We start from the raw sequence: 23,856 nt of genomic DNA on the forward strand, positions 1-23,856 counted from the left end.
AAAAAAATAAAGAGCAGCTTCCGGAAAAGTACACACCGGCTTTCGGACAAGCTGCATCAAAAATCATGTGTAAGCGCAAGTGTCTGAAACCAGCCAATGCCTTGCGCTACCATTCTGCCCCCGCAATAAAGGGACGACGGGATGATGACAATCAAAAAACGATCCAGCTATCCGAATAGCGGCATCAAAAGGTTTAATTATTGTTGAGTTTGGCAGTTGCCAGTTTTTCATGCTCGCGCAATGCCTGACGAATTTCAGCTAAAGCATGTGCAAGGTCCGGTGATTGCGGAATTGACTGGTCGTCAGCAATCACGCTGGCAGTTTTTAAACGCATAGCGGCATAGGTGCTGGAAACGGTCTGATGCAGGCTAACCCCCGCCGGTTCTGATGCCGTTTGCTGCTGAGCATCGACGAGGCTATCCACAGCAACAACAGGTTGTTCTGGTGCCAGCTTAAAGCCCGAAGCTGCATGCGATCCCAAATCTTCTGACTGTGCTCCAGCAGGTATTGAACGGCTGACAGGCTGCGCAGGTACCGGATTTTGAGTTTTACCAAACAAACGGGAGATACGAGCCCACAGGCTGGTAAACAGCAACGATGTTTGTGCCGGCTGAGATTGTTCTTTCGCAGGTTTAACCGCTGCGGGTGGTGACGACAGTGCCGCTGCCTGAGCATGACTGCGCAACGGTTGCACACCGGTGCGCCCCATAGCAGCCCGTGCGCGATAAGCGCGCGCGCGGCAAGCATTCTGGCCAAAATCCTGCGGTGTATAGGCTAAAAGCGGTAATGTTCCGGAATATTTATGATCATGTTCCATAGTGCCGCCGTTCCGTTCTAAAAATAAATTTAACACAGCAATTCTCTGCATGTTTGTTATCTATTACCGCCCATAAGAGCTTTATTGGTCACTCCTGACCAACCGTAACAGACGCTAAAATCACGCAGCATTTCAAACAGTCAAAGCATCAACGTACATTGTTCAATGGACCGCGCTTCGACACAATGCGACCATGAATCAACAGCCCCGCCTGATCCAGAAAAGTTCGGAATCAAAACAGATGACCAGCCGGAACCTGAATTCGCGGTTGATCATTTTAAAGCTCTTCAAACTGTTCGCAGATAAGCGACATGCCAGAAGCAACGCATTTCACAATGCAAATCACGTTTACCCGGTACGCTTTTGCAGCGCGGCTAAGCCGGTGCAAATCACTCTGTCATATGGTTAACAAAACCTTAATGACTCTGGCAACAGCCCAGAGCAATAAATTTTACATTATGTCGATAATTATCACGATCAGCACATATTGCTGACAATTTTACACAAGCGCATAATTGGCTTGATGTCTTCACACCCAGCTCCAAACCGTTTAAGCGTTAAACAAATCATGTGAGGGACAGTTGATGACACATAACAGCGTTATTCTGGTTGGTTGCGGCAATATGGGCTATGCGATGCTGCAAGGCTGGCTGGCATCCGGCAAGCTCAAAGCAAAAGATGTAACGGTTGTTGAACCAGTCGATACCTTGCGTGAACGCGCTGGCAGACTGGGTGTCAATATTGTGCGCAACAGTACCGAGCTTGCACCTGACGCCGTTGCGCGCCTGATCATCCTTGCTGTCAAACCGCAGACCATTCAGGATGTATTGCCTGCCTATCAGCCTTTTGCCAAAACGGCCACTTTTGTCAGTGTTCTTGCGGGAACACCGGTGACGCAGTTTGAAAATATTCTTGGTGCAGCAAGCGCGATTATTCGCTGCATGCCCAATACCCCTGCTGCAATTGGCAAGGGTATGATGGTTACTTTTGCCAATGCCAATGTGAGTGCTGAAAACCTTACCTTTACCGAAGAGCTATTGAAAATCAGCGGCCACACCGCACGCATTGAAGATGAAAGCCTGATGGATGCTGTAACAGCTGTTTCCGGCTCGGGGCCTGCCTATATTTTTCACTTCATTGAATGCCTGACGAATGCCGGTATTAAAGCGGGACTGCCGCAGGAAATCGCTGGCATGCTGGCAATGCAAACGGTTTATGGTGCCGGTGCGCTTGCTGCAGAAAGCGCAGATACGCCAACCCAATTGCGTATCAATGTAACAAGCCCGAATGGTACAACGGCAGCAGCCCTTGATGTTCTGATGCAGAATGACCGCTTGCAAAACCTGCTCACAGAAGCCGTTGAAGCCGCCCGTAACCGCTCTGTTGAACTCGGAAAAAACTAACAGAACCGCACTATTTTTTCCGACGAAAGTTTCACTATGCAGCAGATGCGGATCAAAGCATTTATCATCCATCTTGAACGGGCAACCGAGCGCAGAGCGCAGGTTGCCGAGCTGATGGCACAATTGCCGGTACCGGCAGAAATCATCACTGCCGTTGATGCCAAAACCATCAGCGACGCTGATGTTCATCAGGCCTATCAACCACGCTTACACAAGCCTTATTATCCTTTTCAACTGAGCCGCAATGAAATTGCCTGTTTTCTCTCGCATCGCAAAACCTGGCAGGCTATTATTGATCAGGATATTGATGCAGCATTGGTGCTGGAAGATGATGTGGCACTGACCCCGGATTTTCCCGCAGCCTTTGCTGCTGCCAAACTAGCTTTGTCAGAAAGCGGCTTGGTGCGGATGCCATTCCGGCCCGAAAAAGAACAAGGGACCGTCATATTAAGCGCCGAAGGAATCCAGATTATTCGCCCTTATCCGGTTGGGCTCGGCACAATCGGGCAGATCATCAGCCGCCAAGCTGCACTAACCTTGCTTGAGAAAACAACACAATTCGACAGGCCGGTTGATACTTTTGAGCAAATGCATTGGATCACAGGCGTGCAACCGCTCGCCGCTATTCCGGGCGGCGTACAAGAAATATCCGCCAGTTTGGGGGGCAGCACACTCAAACAACCCCGTTCTTTGCTACATAAGCTGCACAGAGAACTCATGCGCCCGCTTTATCGCAGTCAAGTGATTGCTTATTCACGCAAATCCGGAAAACAAAAATGAGCAGATCCGGCATCTTGATTTTAACCTATCACTCCATCGATGCGGCTCCGCCTAGCGGACTACCGTTTCGTAGCCTGCACGTGCATCCGCAACGCTTTAAAAGCCAAATGCTTTGGCTCAAGCGACTTGGCTATCGTGGGGTATCCATGCGGGATGCACGCCCGTATCTGGAGGGTAAAAAACAGGGCAAAATCGTCGTCATTACGTTTGATGACGGGTACTTTAATGTTTACCAGCATGCCATGCCTGTACTGAATGCGCTTAATTTTACCGCCACCAATTATTTTGTCGCCAACCAAATCGGCGGTAGAAATGAATGGGATATCCCGAAGGGTTCAATAGCAATTCCTTGTATGACTAAAGCGCAGCTGCTGGAATGGGCAAGCCACGGGCACGAAGTTGGTGCCCATACTCTGGATCATATTTTCTTACCGGACGCGGAGAAAAATGAAGCTCAGCGCCAGATAACCGATTGCAAACTGGCGCTGGAAAATATTCTCGGCGCAGAAGTATCGAATTTTTGTTATCCACATGGAGGAGAAACACCAGCTATTCGCAATATGGTGGAAAAAGCAGGCTATATTCATGCCACAACCACAAAAAAAGGTCTTGCAAAAACCAGCGATGATCCATTCGGCCTACCGCGCCGGTTCATCCGAAAGTCTGACAACAGCTTGTTTTATTTGAAAAAAGTATTTGGTTATTAGCATATTACAAATCCGGAACACTAAAATGAAATCTTCTGCCATTCCTATTCTGCTCTATCATTCGATTGATGTGCCGCCTGCTCGCGACAAGCCTTTTCGCAGCCTGACAGTACATCCGGATCGTTTTCGCGCGCAGATGCAATGGCTGAAGCGCCTCGGCTATCAAGGGTTGTCTATGCGCGATGCCCTGCCATATCTTGAGGGTAAAAAGCAGGGCAAAGTGGCTGTCATTACTTTTGATGACGGGTTTTTGAATGTCTATGAAAATGCATTGCCGATCTTGAATGAGTTCGGCTTTACCGCCACCAATTATTTTGTGGCAAACCAAATCAACGGGCGCAATGAATGGGATATCCCGCATGGTGCGGTTGAAATTCCGTGCATGAATGCAGACCAGTTGCGCGACTGGGCTGCGCAAGGCCATGAAGTTGGCGCGCATACGCTTGATCATATTTATCTGCCGGGTGCCGATGCTTCAGAGGCAGAGCGCCAGATTGCTCAATCCAAAACCGCTATTGAGGCCGTGCTCGGTGCAGAAGTAACAAATTTCTGCTACCCTTATGGCGGAGAAACCCCGGCTATTCGTGATATGGTGAAAAAGGCCGGCTATGTGCATGCCACCACCACCAAACGTGGCCGAGCACGAGCTGGCGATGATCCGTTTGGGCTGTCACGCCGCTTTATCCGCCGCACTGATAACTGGCTGTTCTTTTTGAAAAAGCTGTTTGCACGCTGATCTGGTGTCAATCCTGTATGCCGCCCTGCATGCCCCCCAGCGTGCCACAAGTCGGCGCATTACTGAGATTTATTTTATCAGAATACTGGCAGAGAGAGATTTTATTGCTATAACCGCACGATCAGGCAGCAGCATATCCCCTGTTTCTGCCTCTCTATTCAACCGGATATATAATTTGCACCGAATGCACACTGCCAGCACTGACCAGCCAACCGCTCAAATAAAGGCGGCAAAATCTGTAATCATTATCGGCGGCGGCTTTTCCGGTGCAACTCTGGCTCTTCATCTTGCTGCAATCAGCAAGCCGGAGCAGATCAGTATTACGATTATAGAACCCCGCGCAGCTCTCGGCGCAGGTCTTGCCTATTCAACGGATGAAGATGCATTCCGGCTCAATGTACTCTGCGACCGGATGAGTATCTTCTATGATGACAAGCCGCATTTCGCCCGCTGGGTGAGTGATAATAACCGACTCGGTGACGATCCGCTGGCCACAACCGATAATGGTCAGGTCTATGCCCGGCGCACCCTCTTCGGCAGCTATATGGCCGCGCAGATACAGCCAATGCTAGAGAGCGGACGTATCCGGCACAAACAAGCCAGAGCAATCAGCGCCGAGCGTTTATCAGGCGCCGGTTATCGTGTTGTTACAGAGACCGGAGAGACGACAGAAGCCGATTATCTGGTGATCGCAGCCTCACATCCGCTGCCGGCTCTGCCCGCACCACTGAAATCACTGGGTAAAACGGATATAGACGCGATTAAGGGATTATTGGCAAATCCCTATCAGCCCGGCGCCATCGAACAGCTTATCGTTGAAAAAGGCAGAGATTGCTCTGTGCTGATTATCGGTGCTGGACTGACCTCGGCTGATATGGTTGCAGGACTTTCCCAGCACGGTCATAGCGGAAAAATCACAGTGCTATCGCGCCATGGTTTGCGCTCCCGCCCCAATCTGCACCTGAAACCTGATGCGCCTAAACCGCCTCGGCTTTATGGTGATTTTATCAATCCGCCAGAGCAATCTGCAACAAAGCTGCTACGGCGTATTCGAAACACCATTCGGGAAGCTGCACTGCATGCAGTGCCATGGCAGTCGGTTATTGATGCCTTGCGCGATCAGGGCACAGATATCTGGCTTGCCCTACCGCTTGCAGAGCGCCAGCGTATTGTCAGGCATTTGCGCACCTATTGGGATGCCCATCGTTTTCGTCTTGCCACGCAAACGGATCTGGCACTTGAAGAGCGCTGCCGCAACCGCACATTGAATTATCTGGCAGCACATGTGACCGAAGCGCATTATGCGGCAGATGAAAACGGCTTTAATATCGCCTACCGGATGCGCGGCCAGACAGAGATCATCACACAGCATTTTGATGCCATTATTATTACTACGGGGCCCGCGCACAGCGATATAATCGGCCAGTGCCCACCGCTCGCCATGCTGCATGCGGCAGGTTTGATTGATATGGACCCGACAGGCCTCGGTCTGCATACCAGCACAACTATGCGTGCTGTCAGCAAAAGTCGTGAGGTTATTGATGACCTGTTCATTGCAGGGCCACTGGCACGCGGTACATTTGGCGAGCTAATGGGTGCGCCGGAAGTAACCCGCTACACCCAAGCGCTCGCCGAGGTGATAGAACTGGCGTCAGACACAGATAAAGCGCCTGTATGAGGCTGCTTACTCAGCAGCTTCATACATCAGGCGGCGTCTTTCGAAAATTGACTCTGCGCCTTCCAGAATCAAGAACAGCTTTTTATTCCACCATTCTTTCGGATTACCGGTCATCATACGGGTCATGATTGCAATTGGCCTTGCAGCATCAGGATTACGGTTTGCCTCGACCTGCCAGGATTGCACAACCTTTTCTATGCCACGCTCACCGATCCGGCCAGGCTTGTAGACACGGCGCCAACCGGTAAAGCAATCCACAGTCATATCCATCATACTGTCGATCAGCAATACGGCCTCATCAACTGAAAACCCGTATTCTTCAAGTTGATTGGCAATCACGCCAAAAGCACGGATACCAGAAGGCGGCGTTGCCTCCAATTCGCGCATTGCATCGGCCAATCCCGGATAGCGCTCAAACAGATTCCAAGCTGAATCAGCAACCCCTTGGGCAAATTCACGCCAGTTATCCGTCTTTTTTTGCCATTCAAGCTCCGTAATTGCCAGATCTCCGGCGGCCAACAACAGGTCTTTACGGCCTTTAACATAACGATAAAGCGATGAATGATCGACGCCGAGCGCCTGTCCAACACCAATCATCGTTACTTCATCGAAGCCGATTTTCAATGCAACCCGCGCAATATCATCAAGCGAAATACGTGCAGGACGGCCAACCCTGTTTGTAACAGCCTCAGAAATATCGGTAGTTTTTTTATCATTATCCGGTTTTTTTACAGCCATTATGCGCACCAAATTTTGCACCCTGTCAGTAACCAAGGTGATACATCCTGACACAGGGTGTATCAGAGCAATAGCAATTTGCAACACTATGTTTTAAATTATTAAACAGTTAGAATAACAAAGTAAAATCTCTGATCTTGAATTCTGACAAAAATACCTCTGATTGACTGTGATCAATGTATTCACATGTGATCGGGGCTATTTACCGCATGCATCATTATGGACGTTTCACCGCTAAAGTATTAGGTAACGGTGAAGAAAAGGAAGACGCCCCATGGACTATAGCCGGTTTTTTGAAGCGGCCATTGACCGCCTGCACACTGAAAATCGTTACCGTGTGTTTGCTGATCTTGAACGCATTGTCGGGCGCTTTCCGCAAGCCATCTGGCGTCATCAGGGGCAGGCACGCGAGATTACCGTGTGGTGCTCCAATGATTATCTGGGTATGGGGCAAAATCCGGCTGTTCTAAAAGCCATGACTGACGCCGCCACCACACAAGGCTCAGGTGCTGGCGGTACGCGCAATATTTCCGGCAATAATCATCCGCTCGTTGAACTGGAACATGAACTGGCAGATCTGCACGGCAAAGAAGCCGGGCTGGTCTTCACTTCCGGCTATGTTTCCAATGATGCCTCGATCTCGACAATTGCCAAATTGCTGCCGGATTGTCTGATCCTTTCTGATGAGCTCAACCATGCCTCGATGATTGCAGGTATTCGTCATTCCGGCGTTGAGAAAAAGATTTTCCGCCATAATGATGTTAAGCATCTTGAAGAACTGCTGATTGCCGCAGGCAAAGATCGTGCAAAACTGATCATTTTTGAATCCGTTTATTCAATGGATGGTGACGTAGCACCGCTCAAAGCCATCGTAGAACTGGCAGAAAAATACAATGCCATGACCTATCTCGATGAGGTTCACGCGGTTGGCATGTATGGCGCACGCGGCGGTGGTATTTCCGAGCGCGAAGGCCTGAGCCACCGGATCGACATTATTGAAGGCACATTGGCAAAATCATTCGGCACTCTTGGCGGTTATATTACCGGCTCGAAACTGGTGGTTGATGCTGTACGCTCTTATGCGCCGGGCTTCATCTTTACCTCTGCCTTACCTCCGGCAATTGCCAGTGCCACAGTTGCAGCAATCCGCCACTTGAAAACCTCAACGCATGAGCGTGAGTTGCAGCAGAAAAATGCTCATCTTACCAAAGATATGCTGCGTCGCGCCGGACTGCCGGTCATGCCGACAGATACACATGTTGTGCCGCTCTTTGTAGGCGATGCTGATTTGTGCAAAAAAGCCAGCGACCGCTTGCTGGAAGTGCATGGTATTTACATCCAACCAATCAATTTCCCGACCGTACCACGCGGCACGGAGCGCCTGCGTATCACACCAACACCGGTACATGGAGAAGAACTGATTGCGACGTTGAAAGACGCTTTGCTGGAAGTCTGGCAAGCACTCGGCATACCTTATGCCACAGATTTTTCAGGCAAGCCTTTAAAACAAGCAGGCTAAGCACTGAGAAAAATAAAATTCAACAGCCGCTCAGAGCTTTGCCTGGGCGGCTGTTGGTTTTTCATCTATCCTCTTGAGTGCGCGTGCCAAAAACGGCACAAACAGTGCAATCATCATGAAGCGCATCACATGATGCGAGGCAACATAAGCCGGATCCACACCAAGAGAAAAAGCAATCACGGTCAGCGCCTCAAGTGCACCCGGTGCAAAGGCCAGCGCGATTTGTGCCGGATGCAGCCCTGTTACCAGCCAGGCCATCACACACACCGCCGTTGCCGTGCCGGTACCGACAATGAATGCAAGCAAGGCGGCGGGCAGATAGGTTACTATCATCCCGCGATGACGGCTATCAACACGCGAGCCGATCAGAACCCCAAGAATGATCATTCCGAAGTCGGCCATTTCCGGCGGCACGCGCGCCGCAACAATACCAGTGACATAAACAAAAGCACTGGCAAGCAGTGCTCCGAGCATCATACCACCGGGCAAACGGCTGTAATGGCCGATCAAGGCGCCCAAGCCACCGGCGATTATCAGAAACAGCCATTCGCTTTGATGATCACCCTCAGCAATTGTTAGATCAACATGCGGCGCAGATTGCCCCAGCACATTGAGCACCGGCGCCAAAAGCCCGATCAGCAGCAGCAGCCGCACAGTCTGGATGATGGTTATTTTAACCAGATCGGCACGGGTTTCACTGGCAGCAGCCATCACAAAAGACAGAGCGCCCGGCAGAGCAGAGAAAAAAGATGTTTGGGCATCCCAGCGTAAAACATAACGCAGCAGCATGAAGGTAAAGCCGGTCACACTAAGCAGCATCACAAACAGCAAGAAAAAGCTCAGCGGCCATTCGCCAATCTGGCTGAGCGTCTCTGGCCGCACACCGGAACCTGCCTGTACGCCGAGCATAATGAAAACTGTATTGCGTAGCCAGGAGGGCAGATAAATGCGCACGCCACTTAAAGACGCAATAGTAACAGCACACATGGAGCCAAGAAGAAACGGAATTGGCAGGCCGATCAGAAAGGCAAGCGCTGCTCCGCTGCCGGCAATCATGAATGTGAGAATTGCGCTAAAAACACCGGACAGGATACCCTTTGTACTGCCTGAAAGCGTCGGACGGGACATGAGATGCTGCTTACTTAAATATATCTTCAACCGGAATGCATGTGGTTATTATGAGCCACAATGCATCTTGCACTCTATCGCCATATATTGACAGTCTTATAAAAAACCGGCCTCACAGTGAGGCCGGTTTTCTTGATTATATCAGGCTTTTTTGGCCAGAAGATCGCGAATTTCTGTCAGAAGCAGCTGATCTGCCGGAATTTCTGCAACGGCTTCAGGCTTGGCTTCTTCTTTTTTCTTCATCTGGTTCATGCCCTTAACAACAAGGAACAGCACCCATGCAATGATCAGGAAGTTGATCAGCAATGTCAGGAAGTTACCATAGGCGATTGTTGCACCAGCTTCACGTGCAGCAGCAAGTGTGCCTCTTGGCTCACCGGCCAGCTGGATATACATATTCGAGAAATCGATACCACCGGTGACCAGACCAATGATTGGCATGATGATATCATTAACGATGGAGTTGACGAGACCGCCGAAAGCACCACCGATGATCACACCGATTGCCAGATCAACCATATTTCCTTTGAGTGCAAATTCGCGAAATTCTTTTAGCATGGGTTATCCTTTTTCGACTACGGGGGCATTTCGACAGCATTACCAGCCCGAAATATTAAAACTAGCGGAGAATATTATACTCTCAAGATGATATAACAGGTTGTAGCTTGATTATCGTGAAGTGTTGCATACAAACATAGGTAAAGATTAATTAGCAGCCAAAGTTAAATCAAACATTACAGATATTGCAGGAATATACAGGATTTTTCTCTGCTGCAATAAGTAACCAGCGATCAATAGGGGATAGAATGCATGGTTGGGTAATTATCGGCATAGCATTTTTCTATCTGATCCTGCTTTTTGCCGTGGCCAGTATAGGGGATCGTAAAGCATCGCGCTGGGGCATCAAGCCCAGACCCTATATTTATGCTTTCAGCCTAGCCGTATATTGTACCTCATGGACCTTTTTCGGCTCTGTCGGCTTGGCCGCCGATCGTGGGTTGGAATTTCTGGGTATTTATATCGGCCCGATCCTGGTGTTTACCTTTGGCAATAAATTTCTGCGCCATATTGTGCGGCTCGCAAAAGCCGAACGTATCACCTCTATCGCCGATTTTCTGGCAGCCCGTTACGGTAAAAGCACCAGTGTCGCCACCATTGCCACCTGTATCGCGGTGGTTGGCTCCATGCCCTATATTGCTCTGCAGCTCAAAGCCGTTTCCGGCAGTGTGAATATGGTGCTGGCGCAATATCAGGTCACCTATGATCCGATTGTGTATATTTTCGGCGACATCTCGCTGTTCGTTACAGCCTTACTAGCGATTTTTGCGATTTTATTCGGTACCAGACATACCGATGCCACTGAACATCAGGACGGGTTAATCCTTGCTGTAGCAGTGGAATCAGCGATCAAAATTGCTGCATTTCTGATTGTCGGCATTGCGACTACGTTTTTTCTGTTTGGCTCGCCCTTTGACCTGCCGCAGCAATTGCGTGATCATGATATCAACCTTGGCACTATGATCTCGCAAACCAGCCTGAGCACATGGCTCGTACATGCGGGTTTAAGTGCCGCAGCAATCCTGATGCTGCCCCGCCAGTTCCACGTAACGATTGTTGAAAACCGTAGCGAAAAAGAGCTGCGCACCGCCCGCTGGCTGTTTCCGGTCTATCTGATCCTGATAAACCTGTTTGTGCTGCCCATCGCCTTACAGGGCATTATCCATCTGGGACCGTCTACCAATGCCGATCTCTATGTCTTAGCGCTGCCGCTGGCGGCAGGCTCTCATATTCTGACCTTGCTGGCTTTTGTCGGTGGTTTGTCGGCAGCAACCGCCATGGTGATTGTGGCCTGCGTCGCACTGTCGATCATGATTTCAAACCATTTGTTGCTACCTTTGCTGATCCGCTATGTCTACCGGCGCAACAAACACCAGCAGCAAGACCTGACACAACTGATCCTCTATACCCGCCGTGCCACGATCATTGTTATTCTTGCCGTCACATTCAGCTATTACCGTGCCAGTTCTACCACTTTCGGTCTGGCATCGATCGGTCTGGTATCGTTTGCAGCCATTGCTCAGTTTGCACCACCGCTGATTGCCGGACTGATCTGGCGCGGGGTCAATGCGCGCGGCGCAGTGATGGGCATGATCGGCGGCTTTGCTGTGTGGGGCTACACGCTGCTGCTACCAACACTTGTGCATCCTGATGCTGCTATTTTGCGTGAAGGCTTGTGGGGCATATCTTATTTACGGCCGCAAGCGCTGTTTGGCAGCGATGCATTGCCCCTCACCCATGGCGCATTGTGGAGCCTCGCCGTTAACTCGCTTCTGTTGCTGATCGGCTCGCTCTCACGCCATTCCACCCCGCTTGAGCGCATTCAGGCCAGTACATTCATTCCGCGTAATCTTAAAACGGTACCGGTTCTGAGGCGTTTTCGCACCAGCGTGACTGTTGGTGAGATCAAACATACAATTGCACGCTATCTGGGTGAAGATCGCGTCGTGCTGGCTTTCAGCCGTTACGAGCAGAATGGTGACCAACCGCTCAATGATAAGGCGGTTGTCGATGTACAGCTGATACGTTTTGCAGAGCAAATTCTAGGCAGCGCTATCGGCTCATCTTCAGCGCGTCTGGTGCTGTCGCTGCTGCTGCAGCGCAAAGATAATACCGCACCTGATACGCTGCGCTTGCTGGATGATGCCTCAGAAGCCTTGCAGCACAATCGTGATCTGTTGCAAACAGCCCTTGATCAGATGGAACAGGGCATAACAGTTCTCGACAAGGATTTTCGCCTGACATGCTGGAACCATCAGTTCCGCAATATGATGCATCTGCCCGACGAATTTGCACAGGTTGGCACTCCGGTATCCGCGGTGCTCGATCGCTTGCAACAAAGCGGCGAAATTGACGAGACTGATGCCAATGCCATGATGCGCGCACTTGAACATGTGCATGCCCCGAGCCGCATCTATCTGCATTCAACAGCAAAGATTATCGAAGTCGCCGCCAACCCGATGCCCGATGGAGGGATTGTCGCCAGCTATACCGATATTACCGCCTCGGTTGAGGCGGATAATGCCATGAAGCGATTGAATGAATCGCTTGAGCAGCGTGTGGCAGACCGCACCACAGAGCTAATGGAGGTGAACCAGCAGCTGGTGCAGGCTCAGAAACTGGCGGAAGATGCCAATTTAGGGAAAACCCGTTTTCTCGCCGCCGCCGGTCATGATATTTTGCAGCCGCTTAATGCAGCACGGCTCTACAGTACCGCTTTAAGCGAGAGGCTTGGTACATCCGAGGCTCAGCTGGCACGCAATATTGATTCATCACTTGAAGCGGTAGAGAGTATTCTCAGCGCTCTGCTCGATATTTCACGGCTCGACACAGGGGCTTTAAAGCCCGAATTGTCACTGTTTCGCCTCGACCGGCTGATGCAGCAGCTGGTGTCAGATTTTACGCCTCTGGCTGCAGATAAAGGACTGCAATTACGGTTTGTACCCTGCTCGCTTACGGTTTACAGCGACCGTAATCTGCTGCGCAGATTGTTACAAAACCTGCTCTCCAACTCGATCAAATACAGCCGCAGCGGCAAGATTTTGCTGGGCGTGCGCAGACGCGGCTCGCATCTTGAAATTAAGGTTGCCGATACCGGCATCGGCATTGCCCCTGATAAACAAAATCTGGTTTTCAGAGAATTTTACCGGCTGGATGAAGGGATCAGTCAGGCTGATGGTCTGGGGCTCGGACTATCGATTGTTGACCGCATTATCCATGTTCTGAGATTGAAAATCAGCCTGTCCTCCAAGCCCGGCAAAGGTACATGTTTCAATGTAACGATTCCGGTATCGAGCGAGCCTGCCAATGAAATCAGCCCTGCGCAAGCGCATGCGCGCAGACGCAGCAATGCCCTTGCCGGTATGCGCGTATTATGTATTGATAATGATCCGCTGATACTTGACGGCATGCGCACATTGCTTGGCGGCTGGGGTTGTGACATCACCCTGATACGTGATGGCGCGCAGCTTAAAGAGTGGTGCAACCGTTTTTGCCGCGCTGACACCGCCCATGAGCAGCAGGCTGAACCCCATATTATTCTTGCCGATTATCATCTCAACCGAGAAAATGGTCTTGATATGATCGGCTATATCCGTGAAACGCTGGAGCTGCCGGTTCCTGCGGTTTTGCTCACCGCCGACCGCTCAAAAGAAGTGAAATTGCGTGCGCAGGAAGACAATGTGCATGTTTTGAACAAACCGCTTAAACCGGCTGCATTACGGGCTTTGCTGGCACATTATCATTTGCGATAATGTGCGCTGCTCAATAAGGCTGGCGCGTATTAATCCAGCAAAGCAAAACTCGGCCCCAGTTTAGAGAGCAAGATCACCGCCTGCGTACGGCTGTCTACACCCAGTTTTTGCAGCACCGCAGAAACATGCGCTTTGACGGTGGCTTCAGAAATATTCAACTCATAGGCTAATTGCTTGTTCAAAAGCCCTTGGCCGAGCATAGAAAGAACGCGGGTTTGTTGCGGGGTAAGTGCGCGGATACGATTGATAAGATCAGCAATCTCTGCATCACTTTCAGCACCCAACTCAACATCGGCAGATACCCATTCACCGCCATCCAGTACAGTGCGTACCGCAAGGCCGATTTCTTCCAACCCCGCAGATTTAGAGACAAAGCCGGATGCACCCAGCTCCATTGCCCGGCGGATGGTCACCACATCATCGGTGGCAGAAACGATCATGACCGGTAATTGCGGATGCTGGGCTTTGAGATTAATCAGCCCAGAAAGCCCGCTAACGCCCGGCATCGTCAGATCAAGAAACAACAGATCAATATCCTGAGCATCCTCAGCAACCTGCTGCAATTGCTGATAATTATCCGCTTCCGTTACACTGTCCGGCTGAAACCCATCCTGTAATATCTGTCGCAATGCGCCACGAAACAACGGATGATCATCGGCAATAATAAAATTCAAATGCATAAACTTAGCGCCCCTTTGCCTGTTCTGGTTTCAAACCGACCCAAAACAGTCCTCCAAACTGACTTTATCTCTTTATGCAGCCAAAAATAAAGTTAGAAATATTTATCTGTATCTAATGCCCCTCCCATAGGGCCATTATTATTCCAGCCTGAAGTAAATCCAGCGCATTAGAGCGGGTAACCTTCAGGTTGGATTGCAGCGATCGCTCTAGATTTTAGAGTTTTCGCATTGTCATATCTATCAAGTTGATTCAACTTAATATTGAAATGCTTTAGTGCCGTATTAAAGAGTAATATTTTATCAATTTCCGAGAATGCTATGCGCGCTGCGCGCAACATTATCCCGCCTGTTCTAGGCATATCGCAGCATGATAATTTAAAATTGTTACCTCAGCCAACACTCTGCGTTCATTTTTTGGTTTTGCCGCGTTGTGGCCGTATTGTCAGTTAGGGTTATGCCTGCTCTATATGCAAGAGAAAAACTTGCCGCTTTGCGGATATTATAAACATAAAGGACGTCCCATGACTCGCCACAGCCTCTATCCGGAAATAAATCCCTATCGGGAAGAAATGCTGCAGGTTTCAGCACTGCACCGGATCTATTTTGAGGAATGCGGCAATCCAAATGGTAAGCCGGTCATTATGATTCACGGCGGCCCCGGCGGCGGCATCACCCCGCCCATGCGCCGCCTGCATGATCCGCGTGTTTACCGCATCATTTTATTTGATCAGCGCGGCTGCGGCCGCTCGACACCACATGCAGAACTGCGTGAAAATACAACATGGGATCTGGTTGCTGATATGGAGCGTCTGCGTACCCATCTCGGCGTGGATAAATGGCAGGTTTTCGGCGGATCATGGGGTTCAACCCTTGGTCTTGCCTATGCGCAGACCCATCCTGATCGCGTGAGCGAATTGGTATTGCGTGGTATTTTCATGGCGCGCCGCTTTGAGATCGACTGGCTCTACAGCAATGGCGCCAGCATTATTTATCCGGATCGTTTTGAAGCCTATCAGTTGCATATTCCGGAAGCCGAGCGTGGCGATATGGTCGCAGCCTATTACCGCCGTCTGACCGATCCTAACCCGCAAGTGCAAATTGAAGCAGCGCGCCGCTGGGCGCGTTGGGAAGGGTCTGCCATCTCATTGCTGCCGGATCCGGCACGGGAAAATGCATTTGCCGAAGATCATTTCGCCATCGCTTTTGCGCGTATTGAATGTCATTATTTCCAGAATCGCGGGTTCTTTGATACCGATGACCAGTTACTGCGCCATGCTGATCGTATTCGCCACATTCCGGGTGTCATCATTCATGGCCGCTATGACATGTGCACCCCCTTTATCAATGCGTGGCATTTGAAGAAGGTTTGGCCGGAAGCTGATCTGCATATTATTGAAGATGCAGGCCACACAGTTTCAGAGCCCGGCATTACCCATGAGCTGATTGCAGCAACGCGGCGTTTTGCCAATATCAGCTAACTGCGTTACATGATCAAACATAAAAAAGCGCCTGAAACGGCGCTTTTTCATTATCAAAACCAAGTTATGTGCGGTTGGGAGCCGGTGCAGGCTCATTGAGGCTCTTGGCCACCCCCATGAAAGACCGCATGAAACGCTCCATATAGCTCAGGCCTTTTTCAAACTCTTCTTCGCTTGGCAGCGCACCGGTTGAGGTGCCGCTTTTTTCAAGTTTAGTGAGACGGTTTGTCAGATCAGTCACCTGCTTTTCCAGCAGAAAAACCCGCTCATCACTGTTGAGCTGTGCAGGCTTTGTCTCAGCACAGACAACCTCGCCTGCCTGCTCTTTACACAAGGCCACCTCGCCGGTCTGGCGATCAAGGCGCACAATGCCCGCAGCCGTTGTTTCCATCGAATAGCGCTGATTATCCGGTGCAGAAACGGCTTGTGCCAAGGCCGGAGAATGGCTGAGAGCCACCACAAGCGCCAGCCCTGTCAGAGCAGACAAGATAGCGCTGCGAACCAAAATCACCGACTTGTTTTCTCTGCTTGCTGCAATCGCAATACCGGACCGGTTTTTCATCTGCTCACTCCTTTAATGCTATATCTAATATATGGGGCGTTTTGCAGTGAATACCAGTCTTGTTTCCCATCAAAACAATGCATTATGAAATTTGCAAAAAGCTTGTTAACACTTTATTAAAATTTAGCGGTGGCTTGTGGCGCTATTTTGTCTTAAAAGCTGCCGGATGCGCCAAGCAGGCCAGTGATTACGCATATTTAAAGCTGCCCTCACCACATTCATTATTATAGTATAACGATAGCGTTTTTTTAATGTCAGACAGTGATACGTCACATACACTCATCTTTAAGATCACTACGCGCGCCCAATGGGCGCAAGCCGAAGCTGCGGGGCAGTTTTCAGGCGCGCCGGTTGATCTGCAGGATGGTTATATCCATTTTTCCACCGCAGCTACTGTTGCAGAAACCGCTGCAAAGCATTTTTCAACGCAAAGTGATTTGCTGCTGGTGGCTGTGGATGAGAGCCTGCTTGGTGAAAACCTGCGCTACGAAATTTCACGCGGCGGCCTTGCCTTTCCGCATCTTTATGCAGACCTCCCGCTCACTGCTGTGCGCTGGGTTAAAGACCTGCCGCTCAGGAATGACGGCAAGCATCAGTTTCCGGAGCTTAAATAAATGAGCGGTTTTTTTGAGAATTTTGCCCGCCGTGCGCTGTTCACACTTGATGGTGAACAAGCCCATGGCCTGTCAATTGCTGCCTTGAAAACCGGCGTTATTTCCTGCCCTGCACCGCTTGATCCGGCTTTGCAGCAATGTGTTGCCGGTCTTAAATTTCCCAACCCGTTAGGCATGGCTGCCGGTTTCGACAAGAATGCCGAAGTGCCGGATGCACTGCTGAAACTCGGCTTCGGCTTTGCAGAAGTTGGCACCATCACGCCGCGCGCACAGGCCGGCAACCCGAAGCCACGCATTTTCCGCCTTATTGAAGACCGTGCTGTGATCAACCGCCTCGGCTTTAACAATGAAGGCCATGAGGCTGCCTATAAACGCCTCAGCCAGCGCAATGCTTGCAATGGTATTGTCGGTGTTAATATCGGCGCCAATAAAGATGCTGAAGACCGCGTGGCCGATTATGTCGCCGGTATTCACCGGTTTTATAGCGTGGCAAAATATTTCACTGCCAATATTTCATCACCTAATACACCGGGCCTGCGCGACCTGCAGGCCAAAGACAGCCTGCATATTCTGCTAGAACAGATTATGGCCGCCCGTGATCAGGAAGCAGAGAAATATACGCTGAAGCGTCCGGTCTTCCTAAAAATCGCCCCTGATCTGACTGAGGAAGGTCTGGATGATATTGCCGAAGTAGCGCTTGCTCATCCACTTGACGGGCTGATTATATCCAACACCACTTTGTCGCGCACCGGCCTGCTTAATCAGGTTGAAGTGAAAGAAGCAGGCGGACTTTCCGGCGCCCCGATTTTTGAGCGCTCAACGATTGTGCTCGCCAAAATGCGCCAGCGCATTGGCAAGACCATGCCGATTATCGGTGTGGGTGGTGTAGATAGCGGTGCGTCTGCACTGACAAAAATCAAAGCCGGTGCCGATCTGGTACAGATTTATACCGGTATGATTTATCGCGGCCCAACCGTGCCGAAAGACATCGTTAAAGAACTGTCGGCATTGGTAAAACAGGCTGGTGTCGCGAATATTGCCGAGCTGCGCGATTTGGAAACCGCACTCTGGGCAGCCAAAGAAATTCCGGCCTGATCTATTTAGTTTTAAACAGTAAAAAGCCGGAGCGGTTCCTGACCCTCCGGCTTTTTTATTGCGTATATTTTATCAGCCGTTGATTTTTGAGAAGTCTGCGACCTGTCCGGTTACAGAGCGGATTTTAGCCAGCAATGCCAGACGATTGGCGCGGATTGCAGCATCCTCATCATTGACCATCACCTTGTCAAAGAATGCATCGACCGGCACACGCAGTTCTGCCATAGCGGACATTGCAGACGCAAAATCCTCTTTGACAATAGCGTCAGCGGCTTTGGTTTCAGCGATTTCAACCGCTGCAAACAGAGCTTTTTCTTCTTCCGTTTTAAAGAGCGCAGCATTGACCTGATCGCCAACAACTGTGCCCTTCTTTTCTTCTGCACCGAGAATATTGGCGGCACGTTTAGTACCTGCCAGCAGATTTTTACCATCTTCAGTGTTGATGAAAACGATCAGTGCTTCCAAACGACGTGCAACCAGCAGCAGATTATCAGCATCCTGAGACAGCACTGCATCAATTACATCATGACGCGCGCCTTCGTCTTTCAGATAGACTTTCAAACGGTCATGGAAGAAGGCGAGCAGATCTGAACCAACATCTTTTGATGCCAGACCTTCAATCAAAGCCATAGGCTTTTCGGCCTGCGCAATCATGCTTTTCAGCTCTATACGCACATCATTATCAAGGATCAGGCGAATAACACCCAAGGCTGCACGGCGCAGGGCATAAGGGTCTTTCGAACCTGTCGGCTTTTCATCAATCGCCCAGAAACCAACCAGCGTGTCGATCTTATCAGCCAGCGCTACAGCAACCGATACCGGCTCGCGCGGGACCCGATCAGACGGGCCTTGCGGCTTATAATGATCTTCCAGCGCAGTGGCCACAGCAGCATCTTCGCCCTGTAACAGCGCGTATTTATGCCCCATTGCGCCCTGCAATTCAGGGAACTCGCCAACCACTTCGGTTTGCAGATCGGCCTTTGCCAGTACCGCAGCGCGGCCAGCCAGCGCCACATCAGCGCCGACCAGTGGCGCAATTGCTTGTGCCAAAGCTTTAATGCGGGCAACGCGTGCACCTTGCGTGCCAAGCTTGGCATGGAAGGTCACATTGAGCGCATCCAAACGCGCCATGCGCTGATCCAGCGGCTTTGCCAGATCAAGATCAAATTTGGCCGCTGATGGTTTCAGCTTGTCCATATCTGTCATATCGGCCTGATCGGTATGCCAGAAATACAAGGCATCAGACAGGCGTGCGCGCACAACCTTGCCATTACCAAAGGCAATTTCTTTGCCGCCGTCACGGGCTGCAATATTGGAAATCAGGATGAACTTGTTAGACAGTGCATCTGCTTCGCCCTGGTTGCGGGTAACAAAGCATTTCTGGTTAGCGCGAATGGTCAGGCGGATCACTTCAGGCGGAATGGTGAGGAACTCTTCCTCAAACTCACCCATCAGTACCACCGGCCATTCAACCAGACCGGAGACTTCTTCCAGCAGGCCTTCATCTTCAACCAGTTCAAGACCGGAGGCAAAGGCAAGGTTGCGCGCGTCGCTCAGGATCATTTCCTTGCGGCGGTCAGCATCCAATACCACACAGGCTTTTTCGAGCTTCTCAACATAATCATCAAAGCGGCGTACAGTAATCGCCTGCCCATCGCTCATAAAGCGGTGGCCATAGGTGGTGTTACCGGAGCGCACGCCACTAACTTCGAAATCAACCACGACGGTTTCTTCAGTTTCAGGGCCAAACAGGCAGATGATCGATTGTAACGGCCGCACCCAGCGCATTGCGCCGGACTGGCTTGAGGCTTTGCCCCAGCGCATCGACTTTGGCCACGGAAAATTCTGCACCACATTCGGCACCAGTTCCGCAATAATCTCTTCAGCAGCGCGACCCGATTTGGTGATATGCGCTACGTAAAAATCACCCTTTTTAGGGTCGGAATGCACATGAGCTTTAGCAATATCATCAAGGCCTGCTTTACGCAGAAAGCCCTGAATAGCAGCTTCCGGCGCACTGACAGACGGGCCTTTTATATCTTCATGCACGTCTTTCGAGCGCACGGTCAGGCCGCGAATATCCAAAGTGAGACGACGCGGTGTCCAGTAAGGCGTTGCCGCCTCATAGGTCAAACCTGCCTCAACCAGACCATCGGTGATCAGTTTTTTAAGATCCCCTGCCGCCTTACGCTGCATGCGCGCGGGGATTTCCTCGGAGAAAAGTTCAAGTAATAAATCAGGCATCAGCGTGTGCCCTCCGCATGCTTATTCTTTGTTTGGTTCGTCCTCATTTCATTGCGGGCGAACGGCGATGCAGGAATTTTCTCGGAGAACAACTCTAATAGTAAATCAGGCATCAGCGTGTGCCCTCCGCATGCTTATTCTTTGTTTGGTTCGTCCTCACTTCATCGCGGGCGAACGGCGATGCAGGAATTTCCGCAGAGAACAACTCTAATAGTAAATCAGGCATTACACACCTTCACCCTTGTAATTGACGCCACCGGCATCGGTCTGAAGGAAAGCTTCACCGCATTGACGCGCCAGATTACGCACACGCAGGATATAGCTCTGACGCTCGGTTACCGAGATAACGCCACGTGCATCCATCAGATTGAAAATATGCGATGCCTTGATCGCCTGATCGTAAGCTGGAAACACGCATTTATGTAATTTCCCTGTCGTGCCTTCGGCACTTTCCGCTTCTTGTGGCATACCGGCAGCCAAAACAGCCAAGCACTCTGCTTCCGCATCGATGAAATGCTGGTGCAGCATATCAGTATTGGCTATTTCAAAATTATAGCGTGAATATTCCTGTTCGGCCTGCAGGAACACATCACCATAAGTGACCTTATCCTCACCTTCCAAACCGTTGAAATTCAGATCATAGACATTGTCCACGCCCTGCACATACATCGCCAGACGCTCAAGACCATAGGTCAGCTCACCGGCAACCGGCGAGCATTCAATACCACAGACCTGCTGGAAATAGGTGAACTGTGAAATTTCCATGCCGTCGCACCAGCACTCCCAACCCAAGCCCCATGAGCCGGTGGTCGGGTTTTCCCAGTCATCCTCAACAAAGCGGATATCGTGCAAGTCGGTATCAATACCAATCGCCTTCAGAGAACCGAGATACAGTTCCTGCAAGTTTGGCGGGCTTGGCTTGAGCAAAACCTGATACTGGTAATAATGCTGCAGGCGGTTCGGGTTTTCACCGTAACGACCATCTTTCGGGCGGCGCGAAGGCTGCACATAAGCAACATTCCACGGGCGTGGCCCGAGTGCCCGTAAAGTGGTGGACGGATGCAATGTACCGGCGCCGACTTCCATATCGTAAGGCTGCAAAATTGTGCAGCCATGCAGTGCCCAATAGTGCTGGAGCGCCATGATAAAGCCCTGAAAAGAGCGGGTCGGGTGCAGGTGTTCAGGCAGTGTGCTGGTCACGGACAGGCCTCACTAAGCATTTTCCGTTTTAAAAGATCATTCTTTATACGGAAATTATGCGACAAACAAAATGACAGGGACCGAGCGCAACACTCCCAGCCCCTGACTAAAATCAGATACTGTGTCCTAATTATTCCGCAGCAAACGGTCAAGACAACAAAGCGGATAACTTGGCTTATGGCTTCACAGTTGGCGTATCTTTCGCCTTCTCACCTGATGGCTGAGGTTCGACCTTATCGCCCGCCTTCTCAATAGGTGCATCGGCTTTTACCGGATCACTCACCGGCACATCAGCTTGCGCTGTTTGGGTCAGACCATTTTTCAGTTTATTCTGAATTTTTACTAATTCATCCGCTTCCGGTTTGCCGGCGATGGCATGGTTCCACTGGAATGTAGCCTCCAGCCCACGCCCTGCCTGCCAATAGGCATCACCAAGATGATCATTGATCGTCGGATCTTCAGGGCGCAGTTTAACCGCTTTTTCAAGCTCTACAACCGCTTCATTATAGCGGCCGAGCTTGTAATAAGCCCAACCCAGTGAATCAACAATATAGCCGTCCTGCGGGCGCATCTCGACAGCCTGGCGGATCATTTGCAACGCTTCTTCAAGATTTTCGCCGCGATCAACCCAGGAATAACCAAGGTAATTCATCACCTGAGGCTGATCCGGAAACAATTCCAGCGCTTTACGGAAATTCGGTTCGGCTTTGTCCCATTGTTTCAAACGCTCATAGGCAATGCCGCGCTGATAGAAGATCGGCCAATCCTGACGCACCGGATCTTTAATGTCGGCGACCGCCTGATCATAAATCTTTGCAGCACTGGCAAAATCTTCTTTCTGCGCATAGACGCCACCAAGCGCCAGATATGAACGATTGTCTTTATCATTGATACGCAGATTGCTTGTAAGATGTTCAATCGCCTCATCGGTCTTACCGGTTTCGGCCAGATTGAGTGAAAGCTGCATTTCAGCATCGCGTTTATAAGGCGATTTATCGGCTACCAAGCTGTAATAACCAATAGCTTTATCAGTCTGGCGCAGCTTGGCCGCAATATCGCCCAGCTGAAACAGCGTTGCATCATTATCTTTACGCAGCTCGCGCGACATTTGCAGGTAAATGGTAGCAAACGCTTCCGCGCCTCCACGATTAATCGCAGTACCTAACGAATAGAGTACTTCACCAGCCCCCTGCTGAGGAGTGCGAACCTGCGGATCAAGCTTGCTGCCGCTTTCGAGCTTGTTGCGCACTTCACGCAAAATCACACGGCCGCTCAGAATTTGCTCGCCGTCTTCAACCAGTTTAATCGCAGCGCCTTTATCACCCTGACGCTGCTTGAAATCAGCATAAGCAAAAATAATACGCTCATAGGTATCAGGCGCTGCACTGCCACCCTCTTTATCGGCAACAGCCTGCGCATAGAATTTATCTGCCTCTTTGGACATGCCGGCGCTATCGGCAATCAATGCCGATGTGTAGGTTTTGAACAGATCATACCAGACCGGCCCGTCAAGCTTCTGCACCGCAGCAAGTGCATCTTTAGGGCGACCTTCACCGGCATAGGTCCATGCGCTCATCAAACCCACAGCAAGACGATCCATTTCGGATTGCTGTGTCAGTTTAAGATTGGTACGTGCTGTACGGTAATGCTTATCGTTGAAGGCTTTTATCGCCAAAATAACCCGTGAAAAACGCTCAACTTCCGGCTCGTTTTTCAACGCTTTGGCAAAAGGCAATGCCTCATCCAGCTGACCGTCAGTCAGATAAGACAGCAGCAAATCGCGCTTCATTGACTGGTTTGAAGGATCAAACGCCAGCGCCTGGCGATAATATGCAATAGCAACAGGAAGATTATTGTCGATCTCGGCGATACGCCCTGCAAGGTAAGCGCCGGGGAAGGAACCCACACGACCAATGATCACCGGTTCATTAATAGCCGGAGCTGTTTTGGCTGTTGTTGTGGCAGAGGCTGAGGTGAGGCCGGCGCTCATGGTAACCATGGCGGCCCCTGCCATCAGAGCAAGAACCAGAGCCTGAGCCTTAACTGTTTTCCGCCGCATTGGCTTCTCCCCTTGCATAAAAATTCTGAATACCGACGAGATATCCGGCAAAGGCGTGTTTTTTATGTGGCCGGATAACTGGCTATTTGGAGATTATTGCATGGTTAT

General features: G+C 50.5%; 19 protein-coding genes. 10 read left to right on the forward strand and 9 right to left on the reverse strand.

All coding sequences use genetic code 11. The features are described from left to right. Nucleotides 1-193: 193 nt before the first annotated feature. On the reverse strand, nucleotides 194-817 hold the full coding sequence (locus tag MP213Fo_RS04950) for a hypothetical protein (protein ID WP_421090545.1): 624 nt from the start codon (nucleotides 815-817) through the stop codon (nucleotides 194-196). A gap of 584 nt (nucleotides 818-1,401) precedes the next feature. Here MP213Fo_RS04950 and proC point away from each other — a divergent pair. From proC to MP213Fo_RS04975, 5 genes are all read left to right on the forward strand, one after another. Further along, a complete protein-coding gene (gene proC / locus MP213Fo_RS04955; protein WP_421090546.1) occupies nucleotides 1,402-2,220 on the forward strand; it encodes a pyrroline-5-carboxylate reductase in 819 nt (272 codons plus the stop codon). A gap of 45 nt (nucleotides 2,221-2,265) precedes the next feature. Beyond that, the gene (locus MP213Fo_RS04960; RefSeq protein WP_421091017.1) at nucleotides 2,266-3,000 is read left to right on the forward strand and encodes a glycosyltransferase family 25 protein; all 735 of its coding nucleotides are present in this window, start codon (nucleotides 2,266-2,268) and stop codon (nucleotides 2,998-3,000) included. Next, nucleotides 2,997-3,707: a polysaccharide deacetylase family protein gene (locus tag MP213Fo_RS04965; RefSeq protein ID WP_421090547.1), complete on the forward strand. Its 711-nt coding sequence runs from the start codon at nucleotides 2,997-2,999 to the stop codon at nucleotides 3,705-3,707. Before MP213Fo_RS04960 ends, MP213Fo_RS04965 begins: the two co-directional genes overlap by 4 nt. Nucleotides 3,708-3,732: 25 nt before the next feature. Continuing rightward, nucleotides 3,733-4,443, forward strand: a complete 711-nt coding sequence (locus MP213Fo_RS04970; protein ID WP_421090548.1) for a polysaccharide deacetylase family protein — start codon at nucleotides 3,733-3,735, stop codon at nucleotides 4,441-4,443. 184 nt (nucleotides 4,444-4,627) lie between these two features. Continuing rightward, nucleotides 4,628-6,121 carry an FAD/NAD(P)-binding protein gene (locus MP213Fo_RS04975; protein ID WP_421091018.1) on the forward strand — a complete coding sequence of 498 codons (1,494 nt, stop codon included), beginning with the start codon at nucleotides 4,628-4,630 and terminating at the stop codon, nucleotides 6,119-6,121. 6 nt (nucleotides 6,122-6,127) lie between these two features. On the opposite strand, the gene MP213Fo_RS04980 is transcribed toward MP213Fo_RS04975, so the two are convergent. Next, nucleotides 6,128-6,859, reverse strand: coding sequence for a TetR/AcrR family transcriptional regulator (locus MP213Fo_RS04980; RefSeq protein WP_421090549.1), 732 nt, complete (start codon nucleotides 6,857-6,859; stop codon nucleotides 6,128-6,130). Nucleotides 6,860-7,133: 274 nt separating this feature from the next. Here MP213Fo_RS04980 and hemA point away from each other — a divergent pair, with 274 nt between their 5' ends. Further along, nucleotides 7,134-8,378, forward strand: coding sequence for a 5-aminolevulinate synthase (gene hemA / locus MP213Fo_RS04985; protein WP_421090550.1), 1,245 nt, complete (start codon nucleotides 7,134-7,136; stop codon nucleotides 8,376-8,378). A gap of 30 nt (nucleotides 8,379-8,408) precedes the next feature. Here hemA and MP213Fo_RS04990 read toward each other — a convergent pair whose 3' ends face one another. Together MP213Fo_RS04990 and mscL are read right to left on the reverse strand one after the other, a co-directional pair. Next, nucleotides 8,409-9,506 (reverse strand): AbrB family transcriptional regulator, encoded by a 1,098-nt coding sequence (locus MP213Fo_RS04990; protein WP_421090551.1) that lies wholly within the window; start codon nucleotides 9,504-9,506, stop codon nucleotides 8,409-8,411. Between the two features lie 141 nt (nucleotides 9,507-9,647). After that, the gene (gene mscL / locus MP213Fo_RS04995) at nucleotides 9,648-10,064 is read right to left on the reverse strand and encodes a large conductance mechanosensitive channel protein MscL (RefSeq protein ID WP_421090552.1); all 417 of its coding nucleotides are present in this window, start codon (nucleotides 10,062-10,064) and stop codon (nucleotides 9,648-9,650) included. 248 nt (nucleotides 10,065-10,312) lie between these two features. Here mscL and MP213Fo_RS05000 point away from each other — a divergent pair, with 248 nt between their 5' ends. After that, entirely contained in the window at nucleotides 10,313-13,816 is a 3,504-nt protein-coding gene (locus MP213Fo_RS05000) for a NahK/ErcS family hybrid sensor histidine kinase/response regulator (protein ID WP_421090553.1), read from the forward strand. 29 nt (nucleotides 13,817-13,845) lie between these two features. On the opposite strand, the gene MP213Fo_RS05005 is transcribed toward MP213Fo_RS05000, so the two are convergent. Further along, entirely contained in the window at nucleotides 13,846-14,496 is a 651-nt protein-coding gene (locus MP213Fo_RS05005) for a response regulator (RefSeq protein WP_421090554.1), read from the reverse strand. A 521-nt stretch (nucleotides 14,497-15,017) separates the two neighbouring features. Here MP213Fo_RS05005 and pip point away from each other — a divergent pair. Then, nucleotides 15,018-15,974: a prolyl aminopeptidase gene (gene pip / locus MP213Fo_RS05010; RefSeq protein WP_421090555.1), complete on the forward strand. Its 957-nt coding sequence runs from the start codon at nucleotides 15,018-15,020 to the stop codon at nucleotides 15,972-15,974. 64 nt (nucleotides 15,975-16,038) lie between these two features. Here pip and MP213Fo_RS05015 read toward each other — a convergent pair whose 3' ends face one another. Further along, nucleotides 16,039-16,536, reverse strand: a complete 498-nt coding sequence (locus MP213Fo_RS05015; RefSeq protein WP_421090556.1) for a hypothetical protein — start codon at nucleotides 16,534-16,536, stop codon at nucleotides 16,039-16,041. Between the two features lie 251 nt (nucleotides 16,537-16,787). Between MP213Fo_RS05015 and MP213Fo_RS05020 the strand changes: the two genes are divergently transcribed. Next, nucleotides 16,788-17,150 carry a DUF952 domain-containing protein gene (locus MP213Fo_RS05020; protein ID WP_421090557.1) on the forward strand — a complete coding sequence of 121 codons (363 nt, stop codon included), beginning with the start codon at nucleotides 16,788-16,790 and terminating at the stop codon, nucleotides 17,148-17,150. After that, entirely contained in the window at nucleotides 17,151-18,245 is a 1,095-nt protein-coding gene (locus MP213Fo_RS05025; protein WP_421090558.1) for a quinone-dependent dihydroorotate dehydrogenase, read from the forward strand. A 72-nt stretch (nucleotides 18,246-18,317) separates the two neighbouring features. Here the strand turns inward: MP213Fo_RS05025 and glyS are convergent, their stop codons facing one another. The 3 genes from glyS to MP213Fo_RS05040 all read right to left on the reverse strand — a co-directional run bounded on the left by glyS (nucleotide 18,318) and on the right by MP213Fo_RS05040 (nucleotide 23,748). Continuing rightward, nucleotides 18,318-20,489, reverse strand: coding sequence for a glycine--tRNA ligase subunit beta (glyS, locus tag MP213Fo_RS05030; protein ID WP_421090559.1), 2,172 nt, complete (start codon nucleotides 20,487-20,489; stop codon nucleotides 18,318-18,320). A gap of 225 nt (nucleotides 20,490-20,714) precedes the next feature. Next, nucleotides 20,715-21,665 carry a glycine--tRNA ligase subunit alpha gene (locus tag MP213Fo_RS05035; RefSeq protein ID WP_421091019.1) on the reverse strand — a complete coding sequence of 317 codons (951 nt, stop codon included), beginning with the start codon at nucleotides 21,663-21,665 and terminating at the stop codon, nucleotides 20,715-20,717. Nucleotides 21,666-21,864: 199 nt separating this feature from the next. Continuing rightward, nucleotides 21,865-23,748 (reverse strand): tetratricopeptide repeat protein, encoded by a 1,884-nt coding sequence (locus MP213Fo_RS05040; protein ID WP_421090560.1) that lies wholly within the window; start codon nucleotides 23,746-23,748, stop codon nucleotides 21,865-21,867. Between the last annotated feature and the right edge of the window lie 108 nt (nucleotides 23,749-23,856).

The sequence above is a fragment of the Pseudochrobactrum mosebachae genome (genome assembly GCF_048914685.1).
GTDB lineage: Bacteria > Pseudomonadota > Alphaproteobacteria > Rhizobiales > Rhizobiaceae > Pseudochrobactrum.

Bases quoted from the DNA above. Each gene is read 5' to 3' on its own strand.
- MP213Fo_RS04950 (WP_421090545.1), bottom strand. From the start codon at position 817: ATGGAACATGATCATAAATATTCCGGAACATTACCGCTTTTAGCCTAT.
- proC (WP_421090546.1), top strand. From the start codon at position 1,402: ATGACACATAACAGCGTTATTCTGGTTGGTTGCGGCAATATGGGCTAT.
- MP213Fo_RS04960 (WP_421091017.1), top strand. From the start codon at position 2,266: ATGCGGATCAAAGCATTTATCATCCATCTTGAACGGGCAACCGAGCGC.
- MP213Fo_RS04965 (WP_421090547.1), top strand. From the start codon at position 2,997: ATGAGCAGATCCGGCATCTTGATTTTAACCTATCACTCCATCGATGCG.
- MP213Fo_RS04970 (WP_421090548.1), top strand. From the start codon at position 3,733: ATGAAATCTTCTGCCATTCCTATTCTGCTCTATCATTCGATTGATGTG.
- MP213Fo_RS04975 (WP_421091018.1), top strand. From the start codon at position 4,628: ATGCACACTGCCAGCACTGACCAGCCAACCGCTCAAATAAAGGCGGCA.
- MP213Fo_RS04980 (WP_421090549.1), bottom strand. From the start codon at position 6,859: ATGGCTGTAAAAAAACCGGATAATGATAAAAAAACTACCGATATTTCT.
- hemA (WP_421090550.1), top strand. From the start codon at position 7,134: ATGGACTATAGCCGGTTTTTTGAAGCGGCCATTGACCGCCTGCACACT.
- MP213Fo_RS04990 (WP_421090551.1), bottom strand. From the start codon at position 9,506: ATGTCCCGTCCGACGCTTTCAGGCAGTACAAAGGGTATCCTGTCCGGT.
- mscL (WP_421090552.1), bottom strand. From the start codon at position 10,064: ATGCTAAAAGAATTTCGCGAATTTGCACTCAAAGGAAATATGGTTGAT.
- MP213Fo_RS05000 (WP_421090553.1), top strand. From the start codon at position 10,313: ATGCATGGTTGGGTAATTATCGGCATAGCATTTTTCTATCTGATCCTG.
- MP213Fo_RS05005 (WP_421090554.1), bottom strand. From the start codon at position 14,496: ATGCATTTGAATTTTATTATTGCCGATGATCATCCGTTGTTTCGTGGC.
- pip (WP_421090555.1), top strand. From the start codon at position 15,018: ATGACTCGCCACAGCCTCTATCCGGAAATAAATCCCTATCGGGAAGAA.
- MP213Fo_RS05015 (WP_421090556.1), bottom strand. From the start codon at position 16,536: ATGAAAAACCGGTCCGGTATTGCGATTGCAGCAAGCAGAGAAAACAAG.
- MP213Fo_RS05020 (WP_421090557.1), top strand. From the start codon at position 16,788: ATGTCAGACAGTGATACGTCACATACACTCATCTTTAAGATCACTACG.
- MP213Fo_RS05025 (WP_421090558.1), top strand. From the start codon at position 17,151: ATGAGCGGTTTTTTTGAGAATTTTGCCCGCCGTGCGCTGTTCACACTT.
- glyS (WP_421090559.1), bottom strand. From the start codon at position 20,489: ATGCCTGATTTATTACTTGAACTTTTCTCCGAGGAAATCCCCGCGCGC.
- MP213Fo_RS05040 (WP_421090560.1), bottom strand. From the start codon at position 23,748: ATGCGGCGGAAAACAGTTAAGGCTCAGGCTCTGGTTCTTGCTCTGATG.